The sequence below is a fragment of the Pseudosporangium ferrugineum genome, assembly GCF_003002065.1.
In the GTDB taxonomy this organism is placed as follows: Bacteria; Actinomycetota; Actinomycetes; order Mycobacteriales; family Micromonosporaceae; genus Actinoplanes; species Actinoplanes ferrugineus_A.
Window position 1 is genome coordinate 105845 of record NZ_PVZG01000013.1, and the last position, 21206, is coordinate 127050.

The following is a 21206-nucleotide window of genomic DNA, read 5'->3' on the forward strand; positions in this document are numbered from 1 at the left end:
GGGGCGCTTCCGGCGTACCGTGGTCGGAGGGCCTGCTCCCACACTGAGGCCTCCACCGGTATCCCTTCCGGTGGTTCCGTGGCTTGCCGACAGAGGTGGCAGAGGTCATGACGACCGATGAGCGCACCACCGGACTGCGCCGGTTCTTCGAGCGGCTGACCGCCTCCGAGGAGGAGCTCGACGCGCAGGAGTTGCAGCGCGACAGCGCCAAGTGCGGCGCCGTGCCGGCCGGGACGTGCCAGCGCGGCCAGGTCGTCTCCGTGTCGGGCCGGCTGCGCACGGTGGCGTACACTCCCCGGACCAACCTGCCGACGCTGGAGGCCGACCTCTACGACGGCAGCGACGTGGTCACGCTCGTCTTCCTGGGCCGCCGCTCGATCGTCGGCATCGAACCGGGACGCCAGCTCACCGCGCGCGGCCGGATCGCGATCCGGGACGACCGCAAGGTCATCTACAACCCGTACTACGAGCTGGAGGCGCCCCGGTGACACCCGGCAACGAGCCCCGTCACGCCGCGCACGAAACGGTGGAGGAGCGGGTCGCCGAGGAGGTTGTCGAGGAACTCGACCTGCACCCGGTGAAGGAACCGGGCAGGGACGAGGACGAACCCTTTCCCTCGATGAGCGAGCAGATCTCCGAGCAGCTGGGCGGGGTGCGCGGGCTCATCGAGTCCAGCCTGCCGGTGCTCGTGTTCGTGGTGCTCAACGTCCTGCTCGGGGACGCCGTCCTGGACCTCGGGAAGAAGACCGCCCTCTACTGGGCGATCGGCGGCAGCGTCGGCTCGGCACTGGCCATCGGCGCCTACCGGCTGAGCCGCAAGCAGCCGATCCGGCACGCGGTCAACGGCCTCTTCGGCATCGCCGTCGGCGCCTTCCTGGCCTGGCGGACCGGCGACGCCAAGAATTTCTATCTGCCGGGCATCCTGCTCACCCTGGGACAGGTGGTCCTGCTGATCGCGTCGGTCGCGGTCCGCCGCCCGATCATCGGGTACGTGTGGGGCGTGCTGGCCAACGGCGGCAAGCACGACTGGTTCGACAACCCGAAGCTCTTCCGTACGTTCCAATGGCTGACGTTGCTCTGGGCCGCCTCGCTCTTCGTCCGCGCGGGCGTGCAGGGCTGGCTCTACCTGGCCGACGAGGCCAACGCGATCGGCATCGTGCGGGTCCTGATCAGCTGGCCCATCTACGCGGCCACGTTCGCCTTCACGGCGTGGGCGGTGCACCGGGTGACCTCGGCCCAGGCCGCCGAGCAGGAACCGGCCGAGGCCGCCTGAGGCCTGAGCCGGGCCGGCCGTCCGAGCCAGGCTTGGGCGGGGGCGTTCCCCGGACGGGGCGGGGCCGGACCCGCCGGACGGGCGGGGTCGGTGGGGTCAGCCGAGGTCGCCGGTCTTGCCGAGGACGACGGCGCGGACCGCGTCCTCGACCTCGGAGGTGCAGACGAAGATCAGTTCGTCGCCGGCCTCGAGCGGGTCGTCCGGGGTGGGCACCAGCACGCGCTTGCCGCGGAGCACGGCGACCAGCGCCGAGTCCCGGGGCATCGGCACCGAGCGGACCGGCTCGCCGACGTACGGGGCGTTCGCCGGCAGCGTGATCTCCACCAGGTTGGCCTCGCCCTGCCGGAACGTCATGATCCGGACCAGGTCGCCGACGGTGACCGCCTCCTCGACCAGGGCCGCCATCAGGCGCGGCTTGCTCACCGCGACGTCGACGCCCCACTGCTCGGTGAACAGCCACTCGTTCTCGGCCCGGTTGACCCGGGCGACCACCCGGTTGACCGCGAACTCCGTCTTGGCCAGCAGCGAGACCACCAGGTTCGCCTTGTCGTCGCCGGTGGCCGCGATGACCACGTCGCAGCCGGCCACGTCGGCCTCCTCGAGGCTGCTCACCTCGCAGGCGTCCGCCAGCACCCAGTCGGCCTCCGGCACCCGTTCGGGGCGCAGCTGGCGGGGCTGGCGCTCGATCAGCATGACGTGGTGGCCGTTGCCGATGAGCTCCTGGGCGATGGACCGGCCCACGTTGCCGGCGCCCGCGATGGCGATCCTCACCGGTGACCCCCCACCTCGGTGGTCGCGGCGGCCGCGAGCACCTGATCGACGATGTCGTCGGTGACCAGCACGAAGACCTGGTCGCCGTCCTGCAGCACGGTGGACGGCGTGGCCAGCGAGCCGATGCCGAAGCGCATCAGGTACGCCACCCGGGCGCCGGTGGCCTCCTCCAGCGCCTTCACCGTGTGGCCCACCCACTCGCGGTGCAGCGGGGCCTCGACGATCGAGATGGCGCTGGTCGGGTCGCGGAACACCTCGACCGTGCCCTCGGGGACCAGGTGCCGGACCATGCGGTCGGCGGCCCAGCGGATCGTGGCCACGGTCGGGATGCCGAGGCGCTCGTAGACCAGCGCGCGGCGGGCGTCGTAGATGCGGGCGACCACGCGGGACACGCCGTACGTCTCGCGGGCCAGGCGCGCGGAGATGATGTTCGAGTTGTCGCCGCTCGACACCGCGGCGAAGGCGTCGGCGCGCTCGATGCCGGCCTGCCGGAGCACGTCGCGGTCGAAGCCGATGCCGGTGACGGTGAGGCCGCTGAACTCGGCGCCGAGCCGGCGGAAGGCGTCGGAATTCTGGTCGATGATCGCGACCGAGTGGCCGCGGGCGTCGAGCTTGTGGGCCAGCGTCGAGCCGAGCCGGCCGCAGCCCATGATCACCACGTGCAACGTCGTCTGCCTTCCCGCGGGTTGCCTATGGGCAGAGCGTGCCATGTCCGTGCGACGGACGCTGGCCGGGGCGGCCGACGGCGTGGCGCCTGCCGCCGTACTCTTGGCGCTTGTGGCGAGTTCGACGTCCCTAGCCAAGCGCCTGCTGCTCGGCCGGCCCTTCCGCTCCGACCGGCTGCAGCACACGCTGCTGCCGAAGCGGATCGCGCTGCCCGTGTTCGCGTCCGACGCGCTGTCGAGCGTCGCCTACGCGCCCGACGAGATCCTGCTCACCCTCTCCATCGCGGGGGCGGGTGCCTTCCTCTACTCACCGTGGATCACGCTGGCCGTCGCCGTGGTCATGGTGACCGTGGTGGCGAGCTACCGGCAGAACGTGCACGCGTACCCGTCGGGCGGCGGCGACTACGAGGTGGCGACGGTCAACCTCGGCCCGAAGTTCGGCGTGGCGGTGGCCAGCGCGCTGCTGGTCGACTACATCCTGACGGTCGCCGTGTCGGTCAGCGCCGGCGTCTCCAACCTCGGCTCGGTGGTGCCGTTCGTCGCCGAGCACAAGATCGGCATCGCGATCGCGGCCATCGTCGTGCTCGGCGCGCTCAACCTGCGCGGCCTGCGGGAGTCCGGCACGGCGTTCGCCGTCCCGACGTACGCGTTCATCATCGTCATTCTCGGCATGATCGTCACCGGCCTGGTCCGGGTCTTCGTGCTCGGGCAGGACCTGCGCGCGCCGAGCGCCGGCCTGGTCATCGACGCCGAGGAGCACCACCTCACCAGCTTCGCGTTCGTGTTCCTGCTGCTGCGCACGTTCTCGTCGGGCTGCGCGGCGCTGACCGGGGTGGAGGCCATCTCCAACGGCGTGCCCGCCTTCAAGGCGCCGAAGAGCAAGAACGCGGCCACCACGCTGCTGCTGCTCGGCGGCATCGCCATCATGATGCTGGTCGGCATCGTGATGCTGGCCCGCGCGACCCACCTGCAGTTCGTCGAGGACCCGGCGCAGATCGTCGGCGGCCCGCCCGGGTACGTGCAGAAGACGGTCACCACCCAGCTGGGCGAGACGGTCTTCGGCAACGGCTCGATCCTGCTCTACCTGGTCGGCGCGGTCACGGCGCTGATCCTGTTCCTGGCCGCGAACACCGCCTTCAACGGCTTCCCGGTGCTCGGCTCGATCCTCGCCCAGGACCGGTACCTCCCGCGCCAGCTGCACACCCGCGGCGACCGCCTGGCCTTCAGCAACGGCATCATCTTCCTGGCCGTCGCGGCGATGACCCTGATCGTGGCGTTCGACGCCGAGGTCACCCGGCTCATCCAGCTCTACATCGTGGGCGTCTTCGTGTCGTTCACGCTCTCCCAGGCCGGGATGATCAAGCACTGGAACAGGCTGCTGCGGACCCAGCGCGATCCGCTCAAGCGCCGGCAGATGTTCCGCTCCCGGGCGATCAACACCTTCGGCATGGCGATGACCGGCGCGGTGCTGGTCGTCGTACTGATCACCAAGTTCCTGCTGGGCGCGTGGATCGCGATCGCCGGGATGGTGCTGATCTACGTGCTCATGCTGAGCATCCGCAAGCACTACGTGCGGGTCGCCGAGGAGTTGCAGCCCACCGAGGAACGCCCGGTGCTGCCCTCGCGCAACCACGCGATCGTGCTGGTCAGCAAGGTGCACCTGCCGACCCTGCGGGCGGTGGCGTACGCGCAGGCGACCCGGCCGGACACGCTGACCGCGGTGACGGTCAACGTGGACGACAAGGACACCCGCAAGATCCAGGCGGAGTGGGAGCGGCGGCAGATCCCGGTGCCGCTGACCGTGGTCGACTCGCCGTACCGGGAGATCACCCGGCCGATCATCGACTTCGTCAAGAGCGTGCGCCGCGGCTCGCCGCGCGACGTGGTCACCGTCTTCGTCCCCGAGTACGTGGTGGGCCGCTGGTGGGAGAACCTGCTGCACAACCAGAGCGCGCTGCGGATCAAGGGCCGGCTGCTGTTCGAGCCGGGCGTGATGGTGACCAGCGTGCCGTGGCAGCTGCGCTCCAGCCAGGACCGCGACCTGGACCGGCTGGACCGCGACCTGAGCCGGGCGCCGGCGCGGGGCCCGCGGACCCGCCGGACGGACCACGCGGTGCCGGCGGGCGCCAAGCAGCCGGAGACGCCGCCCGCCTCCACGGAAACGGGAGAGAGCCGATGAGCACGGCCGGGGACGAGCTCGTCGAGGGCGACCGGGTCGAGGTCACGGTCGGTGCTCCCGCGCACGGCGGGCACTGCGTGGCGCGGATCGGCGACGAGCACGGGCAGGTCGTCTTCGTGCGCCACGCGCTGCCGGGGGAGCGGGTCACCGCCGAGATCACCGAGTTGCACCGCGGCTACCTGCGCGCCGACGCCGTGGCCGTGCACCGGGCCTCGCCGGACCGGGTCACGCCGCCCTGCCCGTACGCGAAGCCCGGTCTCTGCGGGGGTTGCGATCTGCAGCATGTCGCTCCGGCCGCGCAGCTGGAGTGGAAGACCGCGGTCGTGCGCGAGCTGCTCACGCGCATGGGCGGCCTGACCGACACCCTCGGCGTACGCGTGGAGCCGCTGCCGGGCGGCCCGCTCGGCTGGCGCACCCGGGTGCGGTACGCCGTCGACGCCGCCGACCGGCCCGGCCTGCTCAAGCACCGCTCGCACGAGGTCGTCCCGATCGACCGCTGCCGGATCGCCCACCCGCTCGTGCAGGAGCTGGACGTGACGGCACGCGCCTGGCCGGGCGTCTCCGCGGTCGAGGCGGTGGCGTCGACCGGCGGCGACGTGACCGTGTACGCCCGCAACACCGCCCCCGCCCCCGGCGACCTGCTGGACGAGGCGCACGGCGGCGACCGTGCCCTGCTGGCCGGCTCCGCCGAGGTGCGCGAGCTGGCGGCGGGGCGCGGGTGGCAGGTGCCCGCCGAGGGCTTCTGGCAGATCCACCCGGCCGCCGCCGACACCCTCGTCGCCACGGTGCTGGAGCTGCTCGACCCCCGCCCCGGCGAATCGTCCTGGGACCTCTACGGCGGCGCGGGCCTGTTCGCCGCGGCCCTCGCGGAGCGGACCGGGGCGCGGACCACGGTCGTCGAGTCGTCCCCGGCCGGGGTGGCCGCGGCCCGGCGCAACCTCGCCGACCTGCCCGTCGAGGTGGTGGCGGCGAAGGTGGACGTCGCGCTGGCCCGGCGGCGCCTGGCCGGCCCGGTCGACCTGGTCGTGCTGGATCCGCCGCGGTCCGGGGCGGGCGCGAAGGTGGTCAGGGGCATCGCGGCGGCCGGGCCCCGGGCGGTCGCGTACGTGGCCTGCGACCCGGCGGCGCTGGCCCGGGACGTGCGCACGTTCACCGAGCTGGGGTGGCGGGTCGCGGGGCTCAAGGCGTACGACTGCTTCCCGATGACCCAGCACGTGGAGTGCGTGGCGCTGCTCGTGAGATGAGTCATGGCTCGGGCGTTGTGCAGATTTTGTGGAGGACGTCGCAGTAGCCGATCGCGCCAGGTGCGGAAGAGCCGTACGCGGATAGACTGACGCCTCATGAGCGAGCGCAGTGATCAGACGTCGTCCGGCATCCTCGGCACCATCGCGACGCCCGGCGACCTGAAGCGGTTGAGCCCTGAGCAGCTCACCCTGCTCGCCGCCGAGATCCGCGACTTCCTGGTGGCCAAGGTGTCCCGCACCGGCGGGCACCTGGGCCCCAACCTGGGCGTGGTCGAGACGACGCTGGCGCTGCACCGGGTCTTCGACTCGCCGCGCGACCGCATCCTGTTCGACACCGGGCACCAGGCGTACGTGCACAAGATCGTGACCGGCCGCCAGGACGGGTTCGACCTGCTCCGGCAGCGCGGTGGCCTCTCCGGCTACCCGAGCCGCGCCGAGAGCGAGCACGACCTGATCGAGAATTCCCACGCCTCCACCGCGCTGTCCTACGCGGACGGCATCTCCAAGGCGTTCGCCCTGCGCGGCGAGGACCGGCACGTGGTGGCTGTGGTCGGCGACGGCGCGCTGACCGGCGGCATGTGCTGGGAGGCGCTCAACAACATCGCCGCGGCCAAGAACAAGCTGGTCATCGTCGTCAACGACAACGGCCGGTCGTACGCGCCCACGATCGGCGGGCTCGCCGACCACCTGTCCACGCTGCGCCTCAACCCGGGCTACGAGCGGGTGCTCGACCTGGTCAAGAACGCGCTGGGCTCGACGCCGCTGGTGGGCAAGCCGGCGTACGAGGTGCTGCACGCGGTCAAGAAGGGCATCAAGGACGCGGTCAGCCCGCAGCCGATGTTCGAGGACCTCGGCATCAAGTACATCGGCCCGGTCGACGGGCACGACACCCAGGCCATGGAGTCGGCGCTGCGCCGCGCCAAGGGCTTCAACGCGCCGGTGATCGTGCACGCGGTGACCCGCAAGGGCTACGGCTACCGGCCCGCCGAGGACGACGAGGCGGACTGCCTGCACGGCCCGGGCGCTTTCGACCCGCAGACCGGCGCGCTGACCGCCAAGCCCTCGGTGAAGTGGACGCACGTCTTCGCCGAGGAGCTGGTCGCGATCGCCGACGAGCGGCCGGACGTCGTGGGCATCACGGCCGCGATGGCCGAGCCCACCGGCATCGCCGCGCTGGCCAGGAAGTACCCGGAGCGGGCGTACGACGTGGGCATCGCCGAGCAGCACGCGGCCACCTCCGCGGCCGGCCTGGCCATGGGCGGCCTGCACCCGGTCGTGGCGGTCTACGCGACCTTCCTCAACCGCGCCTTCGACCAGGTCCTGCTCGACGTGGCGATGCACGAGCTGCCGGTCACCTTCGTGCTCGACCGGGCCGGCATCACCGGCCCGGACGGCCCCAGCCACTACGGCATCTGGGACATGAGCGTCTTCGGCGTGGTCCCCGGCCTGCGCATCGCCGCGCCCCGGGACGCCGCGACCCTGCGCGAGGAGCTGCGCGAGGCGGTCGCCGTGGACGACGGCCCGACCATCGTGCGCTTCCCGACCGGCTCGGTCGCCGCGGACCTCCCGGCGGTGCGCCGGGCCGGCCCGGTGGACGTGCTGCGCGAGGGTGAGCGCAAGGACGTGCTCCTGGTCGCCGTGGGTGCCTTCGCCAAGCTGGGCATGGAGGTCGCCGAGCGGATCGCCGGGCAGGGGTACGGCGTGACCGTCGTCGACCCGCGCTGGGTCCGCCCGGTGCCGATCGAGCTGGCCGGGCTGGCCGGCACGCACCGCCTGGTCGTGACGCTGGAGGACGGCGTACGCGCCGGTGGCGTGGGCGAGGCCGTGGCGAGCACGCTGCGGGACGCCGGCGTCGACGTGCCGCTGCGGAGCCTGGGCGTGCCGCCCGGTTTCCACCCGCACGGCAGCCGCGCGGAGATCCTGGCGGCGCTGGGCCTCACCGCCCAGGATGTGGCGCGCGACGTGACCGAGTGGGTGTCGCGGCTCGAGGACCCGGCGGGGGTGCGTCAGCCGACTTCCTGACGCGGGCGGGCGTTTTCGTTATTAAGCCGTTACCTTTGAGGGTATGGCGGCGGAGACGTTCGGCGGTGCGACGGTAGTCATCGACCTGGGCCTGGACCGCGGTGAGCCCGACGAGTACGCCGCGCCCGGGCACTCGACCGTGCCGCGCTGGTTCGCGCCGGTGCTCACCGCCGTCCTCGTCCTGCTCGGCTCCGCCGCGTCCGCCTCGCCGCGCCCACCCGCCCTGTCGCCGGTGTTCTCGGTGCGGGTGGGGCCGGCCGATCCGTACACGCTGACCGGGGACGGCGACCTGCTGGCGCAGAGCCTCGGCACGCTGGTGTCGTACGACCTGGCCGACGGGCGGCAGCACTGGCAGGCCGGGTCCGAGGCGCCCACGTACCGGCTGCGTACCGGGGAGGGGCTGGTGCTGCTGCGGCCGTACTCGGGCACCACCCGGGTCGACTACGGCACCACCGCGGTCTCGCTGGCGGACGGCACGCCGCGCTGGCGCCGCGCCGGCAGCGTGGTCACGGTGGCGGGCTCGCCCGCCCTGCTCGCGGTCTCCAGCGTGCGCAGCTTCTCCGGCCCCGGCCGGCGGGTGCAGGGCCCGGTCGAGGCGGTCGACCCGGCCACCGGACGGACCCGCTGGCGGGTGGACGTGCCGTCGACCGCGGTGCTGGCCGGCGTGCCCGGACCGGCCGGGGAGGAACCCCGGATGCTGCTGCTGCACGACGACCGTACGGCCGTCGTGCACGACCTCACGACGGGTGCCGTGCTCGCCCGGGCGCAGCTCCCCGCCGCCGACTACGGGCCGGACAACCCGGTCGTCTCCGGCGGGCTCCTGCTGCTGCGGCACCCGACCCTGACCGGCCGGGTGGTGTCCGCCTTCGACCCGGTCACGCTGCGGCAGCGCTGGACCCGGCCGGCCGGCTTCGCCTTCGGCGTCACCACCTGCGGCGCCCTGACCTGCCTGGCGGGCCCCGACGGCGTACGCGCGGTGGACCCGGCCGACGGCGCCACGAGCTGGTTCCGGCCCGAGTGGCGCAGCGTCGAGCAGCGCGGCGGCCTGGTCGTCGCCTTCGGCACGCCGGCCGGCGAGACCGACCCCGCCGGCATCATCGACCCCGCGAGCGGCCAGGTCGTCGTGGACCTGCACGGCTGGCGGATCGTCCCGGGTACGGGCGGAGACCACCTCCTCGTGGCCCGGACGGTGGACGCGGGTGCCCGTACGATGGTCGCGATCGCGTCCCCGGGGGCCGGGCGCCCGGAGCTGCTGTCCGACCTCCCCGCCGGCACCGGCGACTGCCAGGCGGCCCCCGGCCGGCTGGTCTGCCGCTCGACGGCGGGTGAACTGGTGGTGTGGGCGTACGAACGAAGGGGATAGCGTGGCGCTGATCGAGCTGGGCCCCGGCACCCCGGCCCCGCCCGTCCCGGCCACCCCGCCGCCCGCGTACGTCTACCGCCGCGCCGGCCTGCTCGTCGCCGTGCTGCTCGTCCTGGCCCTCGGCGGTGCCGCCCCCACCTCGTCCCTGCTCTGGCAGCGCATCGCGCTGGTGCCGGTCGCCGACCGCGCCGAGTTCCAGCTGCTCGACGGCCACCTCTACGTCGTCGACTTCCGCGGCGACCAGCCCCGGGTCGGCGCCTGGTCGACGGACCCGGTCCGGGAGCTCTGGAACGTCCCCGGACCGCCCGGCAGCGAGGACAAGCCGTACTACATCGCCGGCGGAGGCGACGGCCTGGTGATGCTCACCGTCGGCCGGACGACCACGGTCCTCGATGCCGCCACCGGCGCGGTCCGCTGGCGGTCGCCGACCCTGCTGCAGCGCCTCGACGACCGCCTCGGCATGGTCCTGGAGGAACGGTTCCGGCCGGGCACCGAGTACGACCAGGAATCCGGCGCCCCCGGCGGGCTGTACGGCGCGTCCAGCGACGTCCTGCACACCGAACCGGCGCTGAGCACCTCGCTGTCCGGCGTCGACCTGGCCACCGGCCACCGGCGCTGGACGGCGACGGTGCCCGGCTCCGTCTCCGTGGTCTGGACCGGTCCGGCCCGCCGCGCCATCGCCGTGCTCTCCGACGCGCGCCTGACCGTCCGCGCGCCCGACACCGGTGCCGTGCTGCGCGAACGGGAGATGCCGCGGGTCGGCGGCCACGGGCCGACCTGGTTCGAGGACGCCGGCACGGCCCTGCTCGTGCACTACGGCCCGTTCGGCGAGGGCGGTCTGGTCGCCGCGTACGCCTCCGACACCCTCGACGAGCTGTGGCAACAGGAACTGCCGGACCCGCAGGGCGCCTCCGGGACCTGCCGCGGGCTGCCCTGCGCCGAGACCCGCGCTGGGGCGGCCGTCCTCGACCCGCGGACCGGGGCGACGCTGTGGCGGGCCGGCCCCTCCGCCGACCTGGTCGCCTTCGACGACGACACCGTGCTGGAGCTCGAGCCGGCGGGCCGCCCGCGGCGGGTGCTCGACCGGCGTACCGGCCGGGCGCGGATCGACCTGCGCTACTGGACCAGCCTGGCGTCCGCGCCCGGCGACGAGAACGTCGTGCTGGCCACGGTCGGGCCGGCCACCCCCGGCACGGCGGTCGGCCTGCTGCGGCCCGGCGCGGCGGCGGTCCAGCCGCTCGGCCGGGTCGCGGGCGGCACCGACTTCCACTCCGGCGGCGACCTCGTCGGCTGCCGCGTCCCCGGCGGCGTCGCGATCTATCGCCACCTGGGCTGACGCACGCGGGCGGTCGCCACCGCGCCGTGCCGGGCGCACAATGACGGCGTGGGCGACGTCGTCATCGAACTCGGCGAGCTGCACCACGAGCGGCAACCGGCGCCCCTGCCCGTCCGGCGGTCCCCGCACCCGTACCGCGCCGGGCTTGCCCTCGCCGCCGCGGTGCTGCTCGCGCTGGTCACCGGCGCGGTGCCGCGGGAGGCGCCGTGGCGGCCGGTGATCGTTCCCGCGCGGCTGGGCGATGCCATGTTCGTCGAGCACGATCGGCTCTACGTGGTGGACGCGCCGCCCGCGCAGCCGACGACCGCGGTGCAGAGCCGGATCGTGAGCACGTACGCGCTGCCCGGCGGCGAGCTTCTGCACCGGAGCACGGCGGCGGTCACCGGGGCGGTCTTCTCCGTCACCTCGGCCGGGTCCACCGTGCTGGTGTCGTACCGGGTCGACACCATGGGCGCCGAGGCGACGGTCGCCGTCGCGGCCGGCACCGACCGGGCCCTCTGGCGCGCGCCCGCCCGGATGCTCAGCGTCTCGGCCGCCGACGGCCTCGTCCTGCTCCACGAGAACATCCCCGAGTCGGGAAAGCTCAGCTGGTACGGCGTCGACCTCGCCACCGGCCGCCACCGCTGGGTCCTGCGCGAGCCGGCGCTGGCGTACACGGTCGAGACCGGGTACGGCGCCGACGGCTTCCCGCACCGGCTCGTCACCGCCGCCGTCGACGGCCACCTCGACGTGCGGGACACGGTCAGCGGCCGGGTGGTCACCGCCGCCGACCTGCCGGTGCCGCCCAGCTGGTCGCGGCGCGGCATCACCCTCTGGCCGGCCGGCGAGATCCTGCTGGTCGGCGGCCCGGCCGGAGTCACCGCGTACGCCCTGAGCGACCTCACCGAGCGCTGGGCGAGCCCGCTGGATCTCTCCGGGCGCTGGGTGGAGCCCGATTGCGCGGGCGAGATCTGCCTCTTCGGCTACCGCGGCGGCGTGCAGGTCGTCGACCCCGTGACCGGTGCGGTCCGCTGGACCAGCCCGCGCTGGGCCGCGGCGGCGGCTGCCGGGACGTACCTGCTGGTCGCTGGGCGGGAGGAGGACCAGGCGCGGTCACCGCTGGCCGTGGTCGACCCGCGTACCGGCGAGGTGCACGGCGACTTCGGCCTCTGGCGCCCCGCCGGCCGGGTGCGCGCCGACGGGACCGTCATCGGGATCCGGCAGCTCATCGGCGACGACATCGTCTGGTACGCGTCCCTGGACCCGCGGACGCTGGCCGTACGCGTGCTGGGCGAGGCCACCGACGTCTCCGGCGACTGCCAGGCCACCACCCAGGTCCTGGTCTGCCGCGCCCTCGACGCCTCCGTCGCGCTGTGGCCGCTGACCGATGGCCGGATCGTGACCGGCGGGTAGCCTGCACTCACAGCCTCTTAACGCGGCGGCGGCAAAGCTGGTCGGCGGGCTGAGAAGGATCCGGAGGACCCTCGGGTGCGCGTGCTGGTGGTGGAAGACGAGCGGAACCTCTGCGATGCGATCGCGCGGGGACTGCGACGCAAGGGGATGGCGGTCGACGTCGCGTACGACGGCCTGGCCGGTCACGAGATGGCGTACGTGACCCGCTACGACGTCGTCGTCCTGGACCGAGACCTGCCCGGCATGCACGGCGACGAGATCTGCGCGGCGCTCGTCGAGTCGGGTGCGCTGACCCGGGTGCTGATGCTCACCGCCAGCGGCACGGTGGCGGACCGCGTCGAGGGCCTGCAACTGGGCGCGGACGACTACCTGCCCAAGCCCTTCGCCTTCGACGAGCTGGTCGCCCGCGTCCAGGCGCTCGGCCGGCGGGCCACCCCGGCCGCCCCGCCCGTGCTGACCGTCGGCAACCTGGTGCTCGACCAGACCCGCCGGGTGGTGACCCGCGGCGGGGTCCCGGTCGACCTCACCAACAAGGAGTTCGGCGTCCTCGAGGAGCTGCTCAAGGCCCGCGGCGGCGTGGTGTCGAGCGAGGAGCTGCTGGAACGCGTCTGGGACGCCAACACGGACCCGTTCACCACGACCGTCCGCGTCACCGTCATGACCCTGCGCAAGAAGGTCGGCGACCCGCCGCTCATCGAGACGGTGGTCGGCGCCGGCTACCGGGTGCCCGAGCCGGTCGTGATGACGCCTGCCGGAGGCAACCCGTGACCGTGTACGCCACCCGGCGCGAGCAGATGCGGCTGCGGCCCACGCTCCGGCTTCGGCTCACGTTGCTCAACGGCATCCTCCTCGTCGGCGCGGGCGCCATCCTGGTGCTGCTCGCCTGGCTGCTGGTCGGCGACGCGCTGCACCCCGCGGACGAGCTCCAGGGCGGCACCCAGGTCGTCCTCTCCGACGGCAGCCGCCTCGACGCGCTCACGTGGCAGACCCAGCTCGTCGACCGCGCGTCGCAGGAGCTGCTGGTCAAGGGGCTGATCGCGCTCTTCGCCATCGGGATCATCGGCATCGCGGGGGCGTACGCGGTGGCCGGCCGGGCGCTGCGCCCGCTGCACCACGTCACGGCGACCGCCCGGCGCCTCGGCGAGGAGACGCTCGACCAGCGGATCCGCTACTCCGGCGCGGACGACGAGGTGGCGGAGCTCGCCCGGACGTTCGACGCGATGCTGGACCGCCTCGCGGGCGCGTTCGAGTCGCAGAAGCGCTTCGTGGCCAACGCCTCCCACGAGCTGCGTACGCCCCTCGCGGTCATGCGCACCGAGATCGACGTGACGCTCAGCGACGACGAGGCGGACGTGGCCGAGTACCGCCGCATGGCCAAGGTCGTCCGCAACGCCTCGGAGCGCGCCAACGGCCTGGTCGATGCGCTGCTCGTGCTGGCGCGCAGCGAGGCCCAGTCCGGGCGGCGGCTGGTCCGCAAGGTCCCCGCCGACCTCGCGACGAGCGTCTACAACGCGCTGTCGGCGGTCAAGGCGGAGGCGGAGCGGCTCAAGCTCGACGTGACGACGGACCTCCAGGCCGCGAACGTGGTGGGCGACCCGAGCCTGCTGGACCGGCTCGCCGGCAACCTCATCGAGAACGCGATCCGCTACAACCACCTGATGGGCAAGCTCTGGCTGCGCACCGCCAACGTGGACGGCCAGGCGCGGCTGGTGGTGGGCAACACGGGCTACGAGGTCGACCCGGGGGACGTGCCGGGCCTGTTCGAGCCGTTCCGCCGCGGCGGCTGGGAGCGTACGGGCTCGCGCGGCTCGGGCCTGGGCCTGTCGATCGTCCGGGCGGTGTGCGACGCGCACGGCGGCACGGTGTCGGCGATCGCGCAGCCGGGCGGCGGCCTCGAGGTGACGGTCAGCCTCCCGGCCGCGGACACGACGCCGGTGGTGGCCGCCTCGGCGACGGTGCCCCAGACCAAGGGCCTGGGCGTGGCCCCGGGCTGAGGCGTCCGGGCCCGGCCCCGCGGAGCCGGGGTGGCCCCGGGCTGAGCCGGGGTCAGGCGGCCAGGCGGAGGCCCTTGGCGGCTTCGGCCTCGCGGCGGATCGTGCGCCAGCGGGCGGTGCTGATGCCGAGCTCGGCGGCGAGCTGGGCCTCGGTCACGCCGGGGCGGGCCGCCCGGATCTTCTCGGCCGCGGCCAGCGTCTCGGCCGGCGTGCGACGCACCTTCGCGGGCTTCGCCGTGGCCTTCGCCGCCGGCTTCGCGGTGGTCAACGGGCGCGCCTGCCCGGTGCGCGTCGGCGTGAAGGCGGAGGTGGCCGCTTCCGCCTCGGCCACCCGGCGGGTGGCGGCGGTCCGGGCGGAGTCGGCCCGGGTGGCGGCAGGCCGGGCGGAACTGGCCGGGGTGGCGGCGGTCCCGGCGGAGTCGGTCCGGGCGTTGGCGCTCCGAGCGGTGGCGGGCCGGGCCGGGTCGGGCCGGGTGGTGGCGGGCCGGGTGGCGGGTTTCGGTCCGCCGGCCTTGGGCAGCGCGGCGGCCACCTCGGCGAGGGCCTCCGCCGTCAGGCGTCGTGCCGCCGTGCCGGGGCTCTCCTGCGCGGGCATCGGGATCAAGCCCGGGACGGCCGCGGTCGCCGAGGCGTGCGCGGCCTCCTGTTCCGCGGTCGCCGGCGTGCGGCCGGGTCCCTGCTCCGCGGCCGGGGTGCGGCGGGCCTCCTGCTCGAGGGTGGCGATCCGGCCGCCCAGCTCCACCAGGCAGATGCTCGCCACCACGATCAGGCCGTCCACCGACAGGGGCAGCAGGTACGGCGACGCCCCGGTCTCCCCGTAGCGGGCCGCCACGCCGGCCATGTGCCAGTACGAGACCCAGGCCGCGATGCCCGCGATGGTGGCCGTGGCGACGAGGCGGGCGAAGGCGAGGGAGCGGCGGTGGACCGGGACCCGGGAGATCAGCTCGACGGTCAGCAGCAGGGCGAGCGGCGGCCAGGCGGCGATGGCCTGGCTGATCGGGTTGTCGAGGGCGTGCAGGATGTTCGCGACCACGGAGGCCGCGACGCCCAGGACGAGGGTCGCTCGCACGGCCCAGCGGACGCGTCGAAGCTGCGGGAGGATCACCGTACGCTCCTCTACCAGTCAAGATGGGTGACGGGGGACCCGGCGGGTCCGGCGAACCATCCTGGCCGCTCGATGTTTCGGTACGGCATCGGGCGGCCCGGCGAGGAGGACCGCGTCACGTTCGTGACCGAGGTGCAATGAACGTGTGACGCGGCTTGACGGCGTGTCAGTTTGACTTCTTCTCGACCTGTCCTCGGAGGGTGGCCAGCTCGGCCTTGGCGTCGCTCATCGACTCGTAGTACCAGAGCAGCCAGCCCACGCTGCCCTCGTCGGCCCAGCCGCACATGATCAGGGGCGCGCCGCCCGCCTCGCCCCGGCCACACTTGGCGTAGCCGCCCAGCGGGCCCGGCGGGGCGGTGGTGAGGCCGGTGATCTCCAGGCCGCCGACGCCCACGCCGAGGAAGATCCCGTCCAGCTCCCGGCGGGGGTCGGAGACCTCGGCCGCCGCGGCCGCGACGATGACGATGTTCTGGTCGGCCGGGGTGCCGTAGAGGCCGCTGACCGTACGGGACGCGCCCGGCACCTTGGCCAGCCCCCGCTTCAGCTGCTCGGCCGCGCCGGCGAACTGGGCGTCGGTGAGCTTCGGCCGGCCGCCCAGGGTCCGCGGCTCGACCACGGTGATGACGCCGCGGGGTGCCGTCCTCGTCGGGGTGGTCGTGGGGTCGGTGACCACCACGTCGTCCGCCGCGTTGCGGCCCGCCAGGTAGACCGCGGTGCCGCCGCCGACGCACAGCACCAGGAAGACCGCGATGGACACCAGCGTGATGGGTACGGCGCGGCTCTTGGGCTTCGGCGGCGGCGGATAGCCACCGGTCATCGGCGGACCGGACTGCGGGTAACCGGGTTGCGGGTAACCGGGCTGCTGATATCCGGGCGGAGGACCAGGTTGCTCGTAACCCGGCTGCTGATACCCCGGCTGGGCGCCCGGCTGCTGATACCCGGGCTGGGTGTAGCCGGCCTGGCCGTAGTCGACCTGCGTGTATTCGGGTTGGCCGTAGGTGGGTTGCGGTGGGTAGCCGGGCGGGACGGATGCCGGCACGTCGGGGTTGGGCTGACCCTGGTAGGGCGCCGAGGGATATCCGGGCGGGCCGCCGTAGCCGGGGCCGGGCTGCTGGTACGGCTGCCCCGAGGGCTGCTCGGGGTAGGGCGGGCCGGGATATGGCGGCTGCGACATCAACGCTCCAGGGTTCGGGCTGCGGCGAGCTTAACCGCAAGGGCCGCCGCACGGCGTCCCACGATCGTGCCGCCCTGCACGCTTCCGGTCTCGGAGCCGGACGGCCCCTGACGCGCCGGCCGTGGGCTCTGACGCGCCGGCCGGGGGCTCTGACGCGCCGGCCGTGGGCTTCGACGCGCCGGCCGCGAGCCCCGGCGCGCCGGCCGGGGCCGGTGTGTCGGCCGCGGGCGCGGCCCTGACGCCCTGGCCGGGGCCGGGGCGTCAGGGGCGGTGGGTCAGGACTTCTTCTCGATCTGGCCGCGCATCGAGATGAATTCCTTCTCGAGGTCCGCCTTGCCCTTGAAGAGCATCGCGATCATGCCGACGCTGCCGTTGTCGGACCATACGCAGACCGCCATCGGTACGCCGCTCGTGTCGCTGTCGCCGCACTTGGCGATGCCGCCGAGGGGGCCCGGGTCGGTGTCGGTCAGGTTGTCGAGCTTGATGCCGCCCTGGCCGAGGCCCTGGGAGAACTCGTCGTAGCGGCTCTGCGCGGAGCCGCTGATCGACGAGGCCGCCGCCACCATGACGATGTCCTGTTCCTTGGCGTCGCCGTAGATGGCTCCGATGGAGCTGGTCGCGCCGGGGATCTTCGACATCTCGCTGTCCAGGCCGTCCACGCTGCTCTGCAGGGTGGGGTCGCTGGCCTTGGGCCGGCCGCCGAGGGTCTGCGGCTCCACGACGGAGATCTTCGCGGCGTCGACGACCTGCTCGACCTTGTCCTTGGCGGCGTACACCGCGACGCCGATGCCCGCGACGCAGAGCAGGGCGATCACGCCGGCGACGATCAGCACGATCTTGAGCGTCGAGTTCTTCTTGGGCGCCGGCTGCGGGGCGCCGTACTGCGGAACGCCGCCGGGCGGCGGCGGGTAGCCGCCGGGACCGCCGGGCGGCGGCGGGTAGGCCCCGGCACCGGACGAGGGCGGCGGCGGGTACGCGCCCGCACCGGACGAGGGCGGCGGGTAGGCCCCGGCACCGGACGACGGCGGCGGCGGGTAGGCGCCCGCGCCGGACGAGGGCGGTGGGTACGAGCCCGGGGGCGGGTAGGAGCCGGGAGCCGCCGGCGGCTGGTAGCCACCGCCCGATTCGGGGCCGGGCTGGCCGGGCTGGGGCGGGTAGGGCGGCTGTGACATGGGAGCTCCAGAACTAAAGACGTCAGCCGGGGGAGCCTACCCAGCCCAGGTTGCCGGCGGCGTCGGCTACCCGTCACTGTTGCGACACAGTGCTGTCACGAAGACGCCCCCGCACCAGGGACGGGCGCGGGGGCGTCGGTTCGCGAGGATCAGGCCGGCAGGCTGCCGACTCCCCGGGGCAGGAAGCGCTTGCCCGTGACCCGCTCCGAGGTGCCGCTGCGGTCCAGGTACGGCGTCACGCCGCCCAGGTGGAACGGCCACCCGGCGCCCAGGAGCATGCACAGGTCGATGTCCTGGGCCTCGGCGACCACGCCCTCGTCGAGCATCAGGCGGATCTCCCCGGCCAGGGCGTCGAGCGCCTGGCGGCGTACCTCCTCGGCGGTGAGCGGGGCGGAACCGCCCTCGACCAGCGCGACCACCTCGGGGTTGATCTCGTCGTCGACCATGAGCGGCAGGCCGGCGTCGACGATCTTCTTGAGGTTGGGGCTGTCGCCGAAGCGGTCCGGGTACGCCCGGTGCAGCGTCCCGCCCACGTGGTAGGCGACGGCCGGCCCGACGAGCTGGAGCAGCGCGATCGGGCGCATCGGCAGGCCCAGCGGGTCCAGCGCGACGTCCACGGTCGCCAGCGGGGTGCCGGCGTCGATCGCCTTGAACACCTCGCTGGTGAAGCGGGTGAGCAGGCGGTTGACCACGAACGCCGGGGCGTCCTTGACCAGCACGCAGGACTTCTTCAGCTCCTTGCCGACCGCGAACGCCGTGGCCAGCGTGGCGTCGTCCGTACGCTCGCCCTTGATGATCTCGAGGAGCGGGAGGACCGCGACCGGGTTGAAGAAGTGGAAGCCGACGACCCGCTCGGGGTGCTCGAGGTCGGCGGCCATCTCCGACACCGACAGCGACGAGGTGTTGGTGGCGAGCACGGCCTCCGGCCCGACGATCTTCTCGATCTCGGCCCAGATCTGCTTCTTCAGGTCGAGGTTCTCGAAGACGGCCTCGATGACGAAGTCGGCGTCGGCGAAGACGGACTTGTCGACCGAGCCGCTGACCAGGCCGCGGAGCTTGGCCGCCGTACCCTCGTCCATCCGGCGCTTGCCGACCATCTTGTCGATCTGGTCGCGGACGTACTGGACGCCCTTGTCCACCCGGGTCTGGTCGAGGTCGGTGAGCACGACCGGCACCTGCAGCCGGCGCGCGAAGAGCAGCGCGAGCTGGGAGGCCATGAGACCGGCACCGACGATGCCGACCTTGGTGACCTTCCGGGCCAGTTCCTTGTCGGGTACGCCCACCGGCCGCTTCGCGCGGCGCTGGACCAGGTCGAACGCGTACAGGCTGGCGCGCGACTCGTCACCCATGATCAGGTCGGCCAGGGCCTCGGTCTCGGCGGCGGTGCCGTCCTCGAACGTGGCGTCCTTGGCGAGCGCGAGCAGCTCGAGGGCCTTGTTGGCGGAGGGGACGGCGCCGTGCAGCCGCTCGTCGAGCTGCTGCTTCGCGAAGAAGAGCACGCCCTCCCACATGTCCCGGTCGACCTCGGGGCGCTGCACCTCGACCTCACCCTTGACCACGCCGGCCGCCCACTCGAGCGAGCGCTCCAGGAAGTCGGCGGGCTCGAACAGCACGTCCGCGACGCCCAGCTCGGCGGCCTGCTTCGGCCGGAGCACCTTCTGGGTCAGCGGGTTCTGGAGGATGACCTGCGCCGCGCCCGGCACGCCGATCAGGTTGGGCAGCAGCTGGCTGCCGCCCCAGCCGGGCACCAGGCCGATCGCCACCTCGGGCAGGCCGAGCGCCGCCGCGCCGCCGGAGACCGTGCGGTAGTGGCAGTGCAGGGAGACCTCGAGGCCGCCGCCGAGGGCCGCGCCGTTGATGAACGCGAACGTCGGGATGCTCGAATTCTTGAGCCGGGCGAACACCCGGTGGCCCAGCTCGCCCAGGGCCACGGCCTGGTCCCGCTCGGTGATGAACGGCATGCCGGTGATGTCGGCGCCGACGCAGAAGATGTACGGCTTGCCGGTCAGCGCGATGAACGCCGGGTCCGCCTCGGTGGCCTTCGTGATCGCCTCGTCGAGCGAGCGCAGGCCGGCCGGGCCGAAGCTGTTGGGCTTCTTGTGGTCGAACCCGTTGTCCAGGGTGATGAGGGCGGCGGGCTTCGCCAGCCCCGGCACCTTGACCAGGCGGACGAGCGCCTTGGTCACGACCTCGTTCGGGTAGTCGGGCAGAGCCGTCACTTGTCGTTCCCCTCCCAGTTCGGGTTCTCCCAGATCACGGTGCCGCCCATGCCGATGCCGATGCACATCGCGGTGAGGCCGTAGCGCACCTCGGGGTGCTCGGCGAAGTGGCGCGCGAGCTGCGTCATCAGCCGGACACCCGAGGAGGCGAGCGGGTGGCCGATCGCGATCGCACCGCCCCACGGGTTGACCCGCGGGTCGTCGTCGGCGATGCCGAAGTGGTCGAGGAACGCGAGCACCTGGATGGCGAACGCCTCGTTCAGCTCGAAGAGGCCGATGTCGTCGATGGTCAGGCCGGCCAGGCGCAGCGCCTTCTCGGTCGACGGGATCGGGCCGTAGCCCATGACCTCCGGCTCGACGCCGACGAATCCGTACGAGACGAGCCGCATGGCGACGGGCAGGCCCAGCTCGCGGGCGGTGTCCTCGCTCGCCAGCAGCGCCGCCGTGGCGCCGTCGTTGAGGCCGGCCGCGTTGCCGGCGGTTACCCGGCCGTGCGGGCGGAACGGGGTCTTCAGGCCGGCGAGCTTCTCCATCGAGGTCTCGCGGGGCGCCTCGTCGGCCGTGGCCAGGCCCCAGCCCTCCTCGGCGCTGCGGACGGCGACGGGCACCAGGTCGGGCTGGAGCTTGCCGTTCGCGTACGCCTTCGCCGTCTTCTCCTGCGAGGCGAGCCCGAACGCGTCGGCCCGCTCCTTGGTGATCTGCGGCAGGCGGTCGTGCAGGTTCTCCGCCGTGGCGCCCATGACGAGCGCGGACGGGTCGACGAGCTTCTCGGCCAGGATCCGCGGGTTCGGGTCGACGCCCTCGCCCATCGGGTGCCGGCCCATGTGCTCGACGCCGCCGGCGATGGCGACGTCGTACGCCCCCATCGCGATGCCGCCCGCGACGTTGGTCACCGCGGTCATCGCGCCGGCGCACATCCGGTCGATGGCGTAGCCGGGAACGGTCTTGGGCAGGCCGGACAGCAGGGCGGCGGTACGGCCGATGGTCAGGCCCTGGTCACCGATCTGGGTCGTGGCGGCGATGGCCACCTCGTCGACCCGCTCGGGGGGTAGCTGGGGGTTGCGGCGCATCAACTCACGGATGCACCGGATCACCAGATCGTCGGCACGGGTCTCGGCGTACATGCCGCCGGCCTTGCCGAACGGGGTGCGGACGCCGTCGACGAAGACGACCTCGCGACTTACTCGGGGCACAACAAGCCTCCTTGCAGGCGTGAACCCAGGGCGTTGACGGGCCAATGTTACTCGCCGGTAAGGAACTAAGGCTACTGACCTGGCTGTGCGACCGGTGCGAGGTT

17 protein-coding genes are annotated in these 21206 nt (G+C 73.5%); 10 read left to right on the top strand and 7 right to left on the bottom strand.

The window, feature by feature from the left end:
• Positions 1-107: 107 nt before the first annotated feature.
• Together CLV70_RS25580 and CLV70_RS25585 are read left to right on the top strand one after the other, a co-directional pair.
• Positions 108-488 (top strand): OB-fold nucleic acid binding domain-containing protein, encoded by a 381-nt coding sequence (locus CLV70_RS25580; RefSeq protein ID WP_106129142.1) that lies wholly within the window; start codon positions 108-110, stop codon positions 486-488.
• Positions 485-1273, top strand: coding sequence for a DUF3159 domain-containing protein (locus CLV70_RS25585; RefSeq protein ID WP_106129143.1), 789 nt, complete (start codon positions 485-487; stop codon positions 1271-1273). Before CLV70_RS25580 ends, CLV70_RS25585 begins: the two co-directional genes overlap by 4 nt.
• A gap of 96 nt (positions 1274-1369) precedes the next feature.
• Here the strand turns inward: CLV70_RS25585 and CLV70_RS25590 are convergent, their stop codons facing one another.
• Together CLV70_RS25590 and CLV70_RS25595 are read right to left on the bottom strand one after the other, a co-directional pair.
• Positions 1370-2044 (bottom strand): potassium channel family protein, encoded by a 675-nt coding sequence (locus CLV70_RS25590; protein ID WP_106129144.1) that lies wholly within the window; start codon positions 2042-2044, stop codon positions 1370-1372.
• Entirely contained in the window at positions 2041-2709 is a 669-nt protein-coding gene (locus CLV70_RS25595) for a potassium channel family protein (RefSeq protein WP_106129145.1), read from the bottom strand. Before CLV70_RS25595 ends, CLV70_RS25590 begins: the two co-directional genes overlap by 4 nt.
• Positions 2710-2821: 112 nt before the next feature.
• Here CLV70_RS25595 and CLV70_RS25600 point away from each other — a divergent pair, with 112 nt between their 5' ends.
• The 8 genes from CLV70_RS25600 to CLV70_RS25635 all read left to right on the top strand — a co-directional run bounded on the left by CLV70_RS25600 (position 2822) and on the right by CLV70_RS25635 (position 14239).
• Positions 2822-4888, top strand: a complete 2067-nt coding sequence (locus CLV70_RS25600; protein ID WP_211303878.1) for an APC family permease — start codon at positions 2822-2824, stop codon at positions 4886-4888.
• Positions 4885-6132 (top strand): class I SAM-dependent RNA methyltransferase, encoded by a 1248-nt coding sequence (locus CLV70_RS25605; RefSeq protein WP_106129147.1) that lies wholly within the window; start codon positions 4885-4887, stop codon positions 6130-6132. The genes CLV70_RS25600 and CLV70_RS25605 overlap by 4 nt, the downstream gene beginning before the upstream one ends.
• A gap of 96 nt (positions 6133-6228) precedes the next feature.
• Entirely contained in the window at positions 6229-8154 is a 1926-nt protein-coding gene (gene dxs / locus CLV70_RS25610) for a 1-deoxy-D-xylulose-5-phosphate synthase (RefSeq protein ID WP_106129148.1), read from the top strand.
• A gap of 43 nt (positions 8155-8197) precedes the next feature.
• Entirely contained in the window at positions 8198-9517 is a 1320-nt protein-coding gene (locus CLV70_RS25615) for an outer membrane protein assembly factor BamB family protein (protein WP_106129149.1), read from the top strand.
• A 1-nt stretch (position 9518) separates the two neighbouring features.
• Positions 9519-10853, top strand: a complete 1335-nt coding sequence (locus tag CLV70_RS25620; protein ID WP_106129150.1) for a PQQ-binding-like beta-propeller repeat protein — start codon at positions 9519-9521, stop codon at positions 10851-10853.
• A gap of 48 nt (positions 10854-10901) precedes the next feature.
• The gene (locus CLV70_RS25625; protein WP_106129151.1) at positions 10902-12245 is read left to right on the top strand and encodes a PQQ-binding-like beta-propeller repeat protein; all 1344 of its coding nucleotides are present in this window, start codon (positions 10902-10904) and stop codon (positions 12243-12245) included.
• 75 nt (positions 12246-12320) lie between these two features.
• The gene (locus tag CLV70_RS25630; protein ID WP_106129152.1) at positions 12321-13013 is read left to right on the top strand and encodes a response regulator transcription factor; all 693 of its coding nucleotides are present in this window, start codon (positions 12321-12323) and stop codon (positions 13011-13013) included.
• Between the two features lie 26 nt (positions 13014-13039).
• Complete coding sequence (locus CLV70_RS25635) at positions 13040-14239, top strand: sensor histidine kinase (RefSeq protein ID WP_106129274.1); 1200 nt, start codon at positions 13040-13042, stop codon at positions 14237-14239.
• A 52-nt stretch (positions 14240-14291) separates the two neighbouring features.
• Here CLV70_RS25635 and CLV70_RS41240 read toward each other — a convergent pair whose 3' ends face one another.
• The 5 genes from CLV70_RS41240 to CLV70_RS25660 all read right to left on the bottom strand — a co-directional run bounded on the left by CLV70_RS41240 (position 14292) and on the right by CLV70_RS25660 (position 21102).
• The gene (locus CLV70_RS41240; protein ID WP_245908455.1) at positions 14292-15344 is read right to left on the bottom strand and encodes a DUF2637 domain-containing protein; all 1053 of its coding nucleotides are present in this window, start codon (positions 15342-15344) and stop codon (positions 14292-14294) included.
• A 166-nt stretch (positions 15345-15510) separates the two neighbouring features.
• On the bottom strand, positions 15511-16518 hold the full coding sequence (locus tag CLV70_RS39215; RefSeq protein WP_146164156.1) for a hypothetical protein: 1008 nt from the start codon (positions 16516-16518) through the stop codon (positions 15511-15513).
• A 275-nt stretch (positions 16519-16793) separates the two neighbouring features.
• Positions 16794-17690 carry a hypothetical protein gene (locus CLV70_RS25650; protein ID WP_106129154.1) on the bottom strand — a complete coding sequence of 299 codons (897 nt, stop codon included), beginning with the start codon at positions 17688-17690 and terminating at the stop codon, positions 16794-16796.
• A gap of 149 nt (positions 17691-17839) precedes the next feature.
• On the bottom strand, positions 17840-19900 hold the full coding sequence (locus CLV70_RS25655) for a 3-hydroxyacyl-CoA dehydrogenase NAD-binding domain-containing protein (protein WP_106129275.1): 2061 nt from the start codon (positions 19898-19900) through the stop codon (positions 17840-17842).
• A 5-nt stretch (positions 19901-19905) separates the two neighbouring features.
• Positions 19906-21102, bottom strand: a complete 1197-nt coding sequence (locus CLV70_RS25660; RefSeq protein ID WP_106129155.1) for a thiolase family protein — start codon at positions 21100-21102, stop codon at positions 19906-19908.
• Positions 21103-21206: the final 104 nt, after the last annotated feature.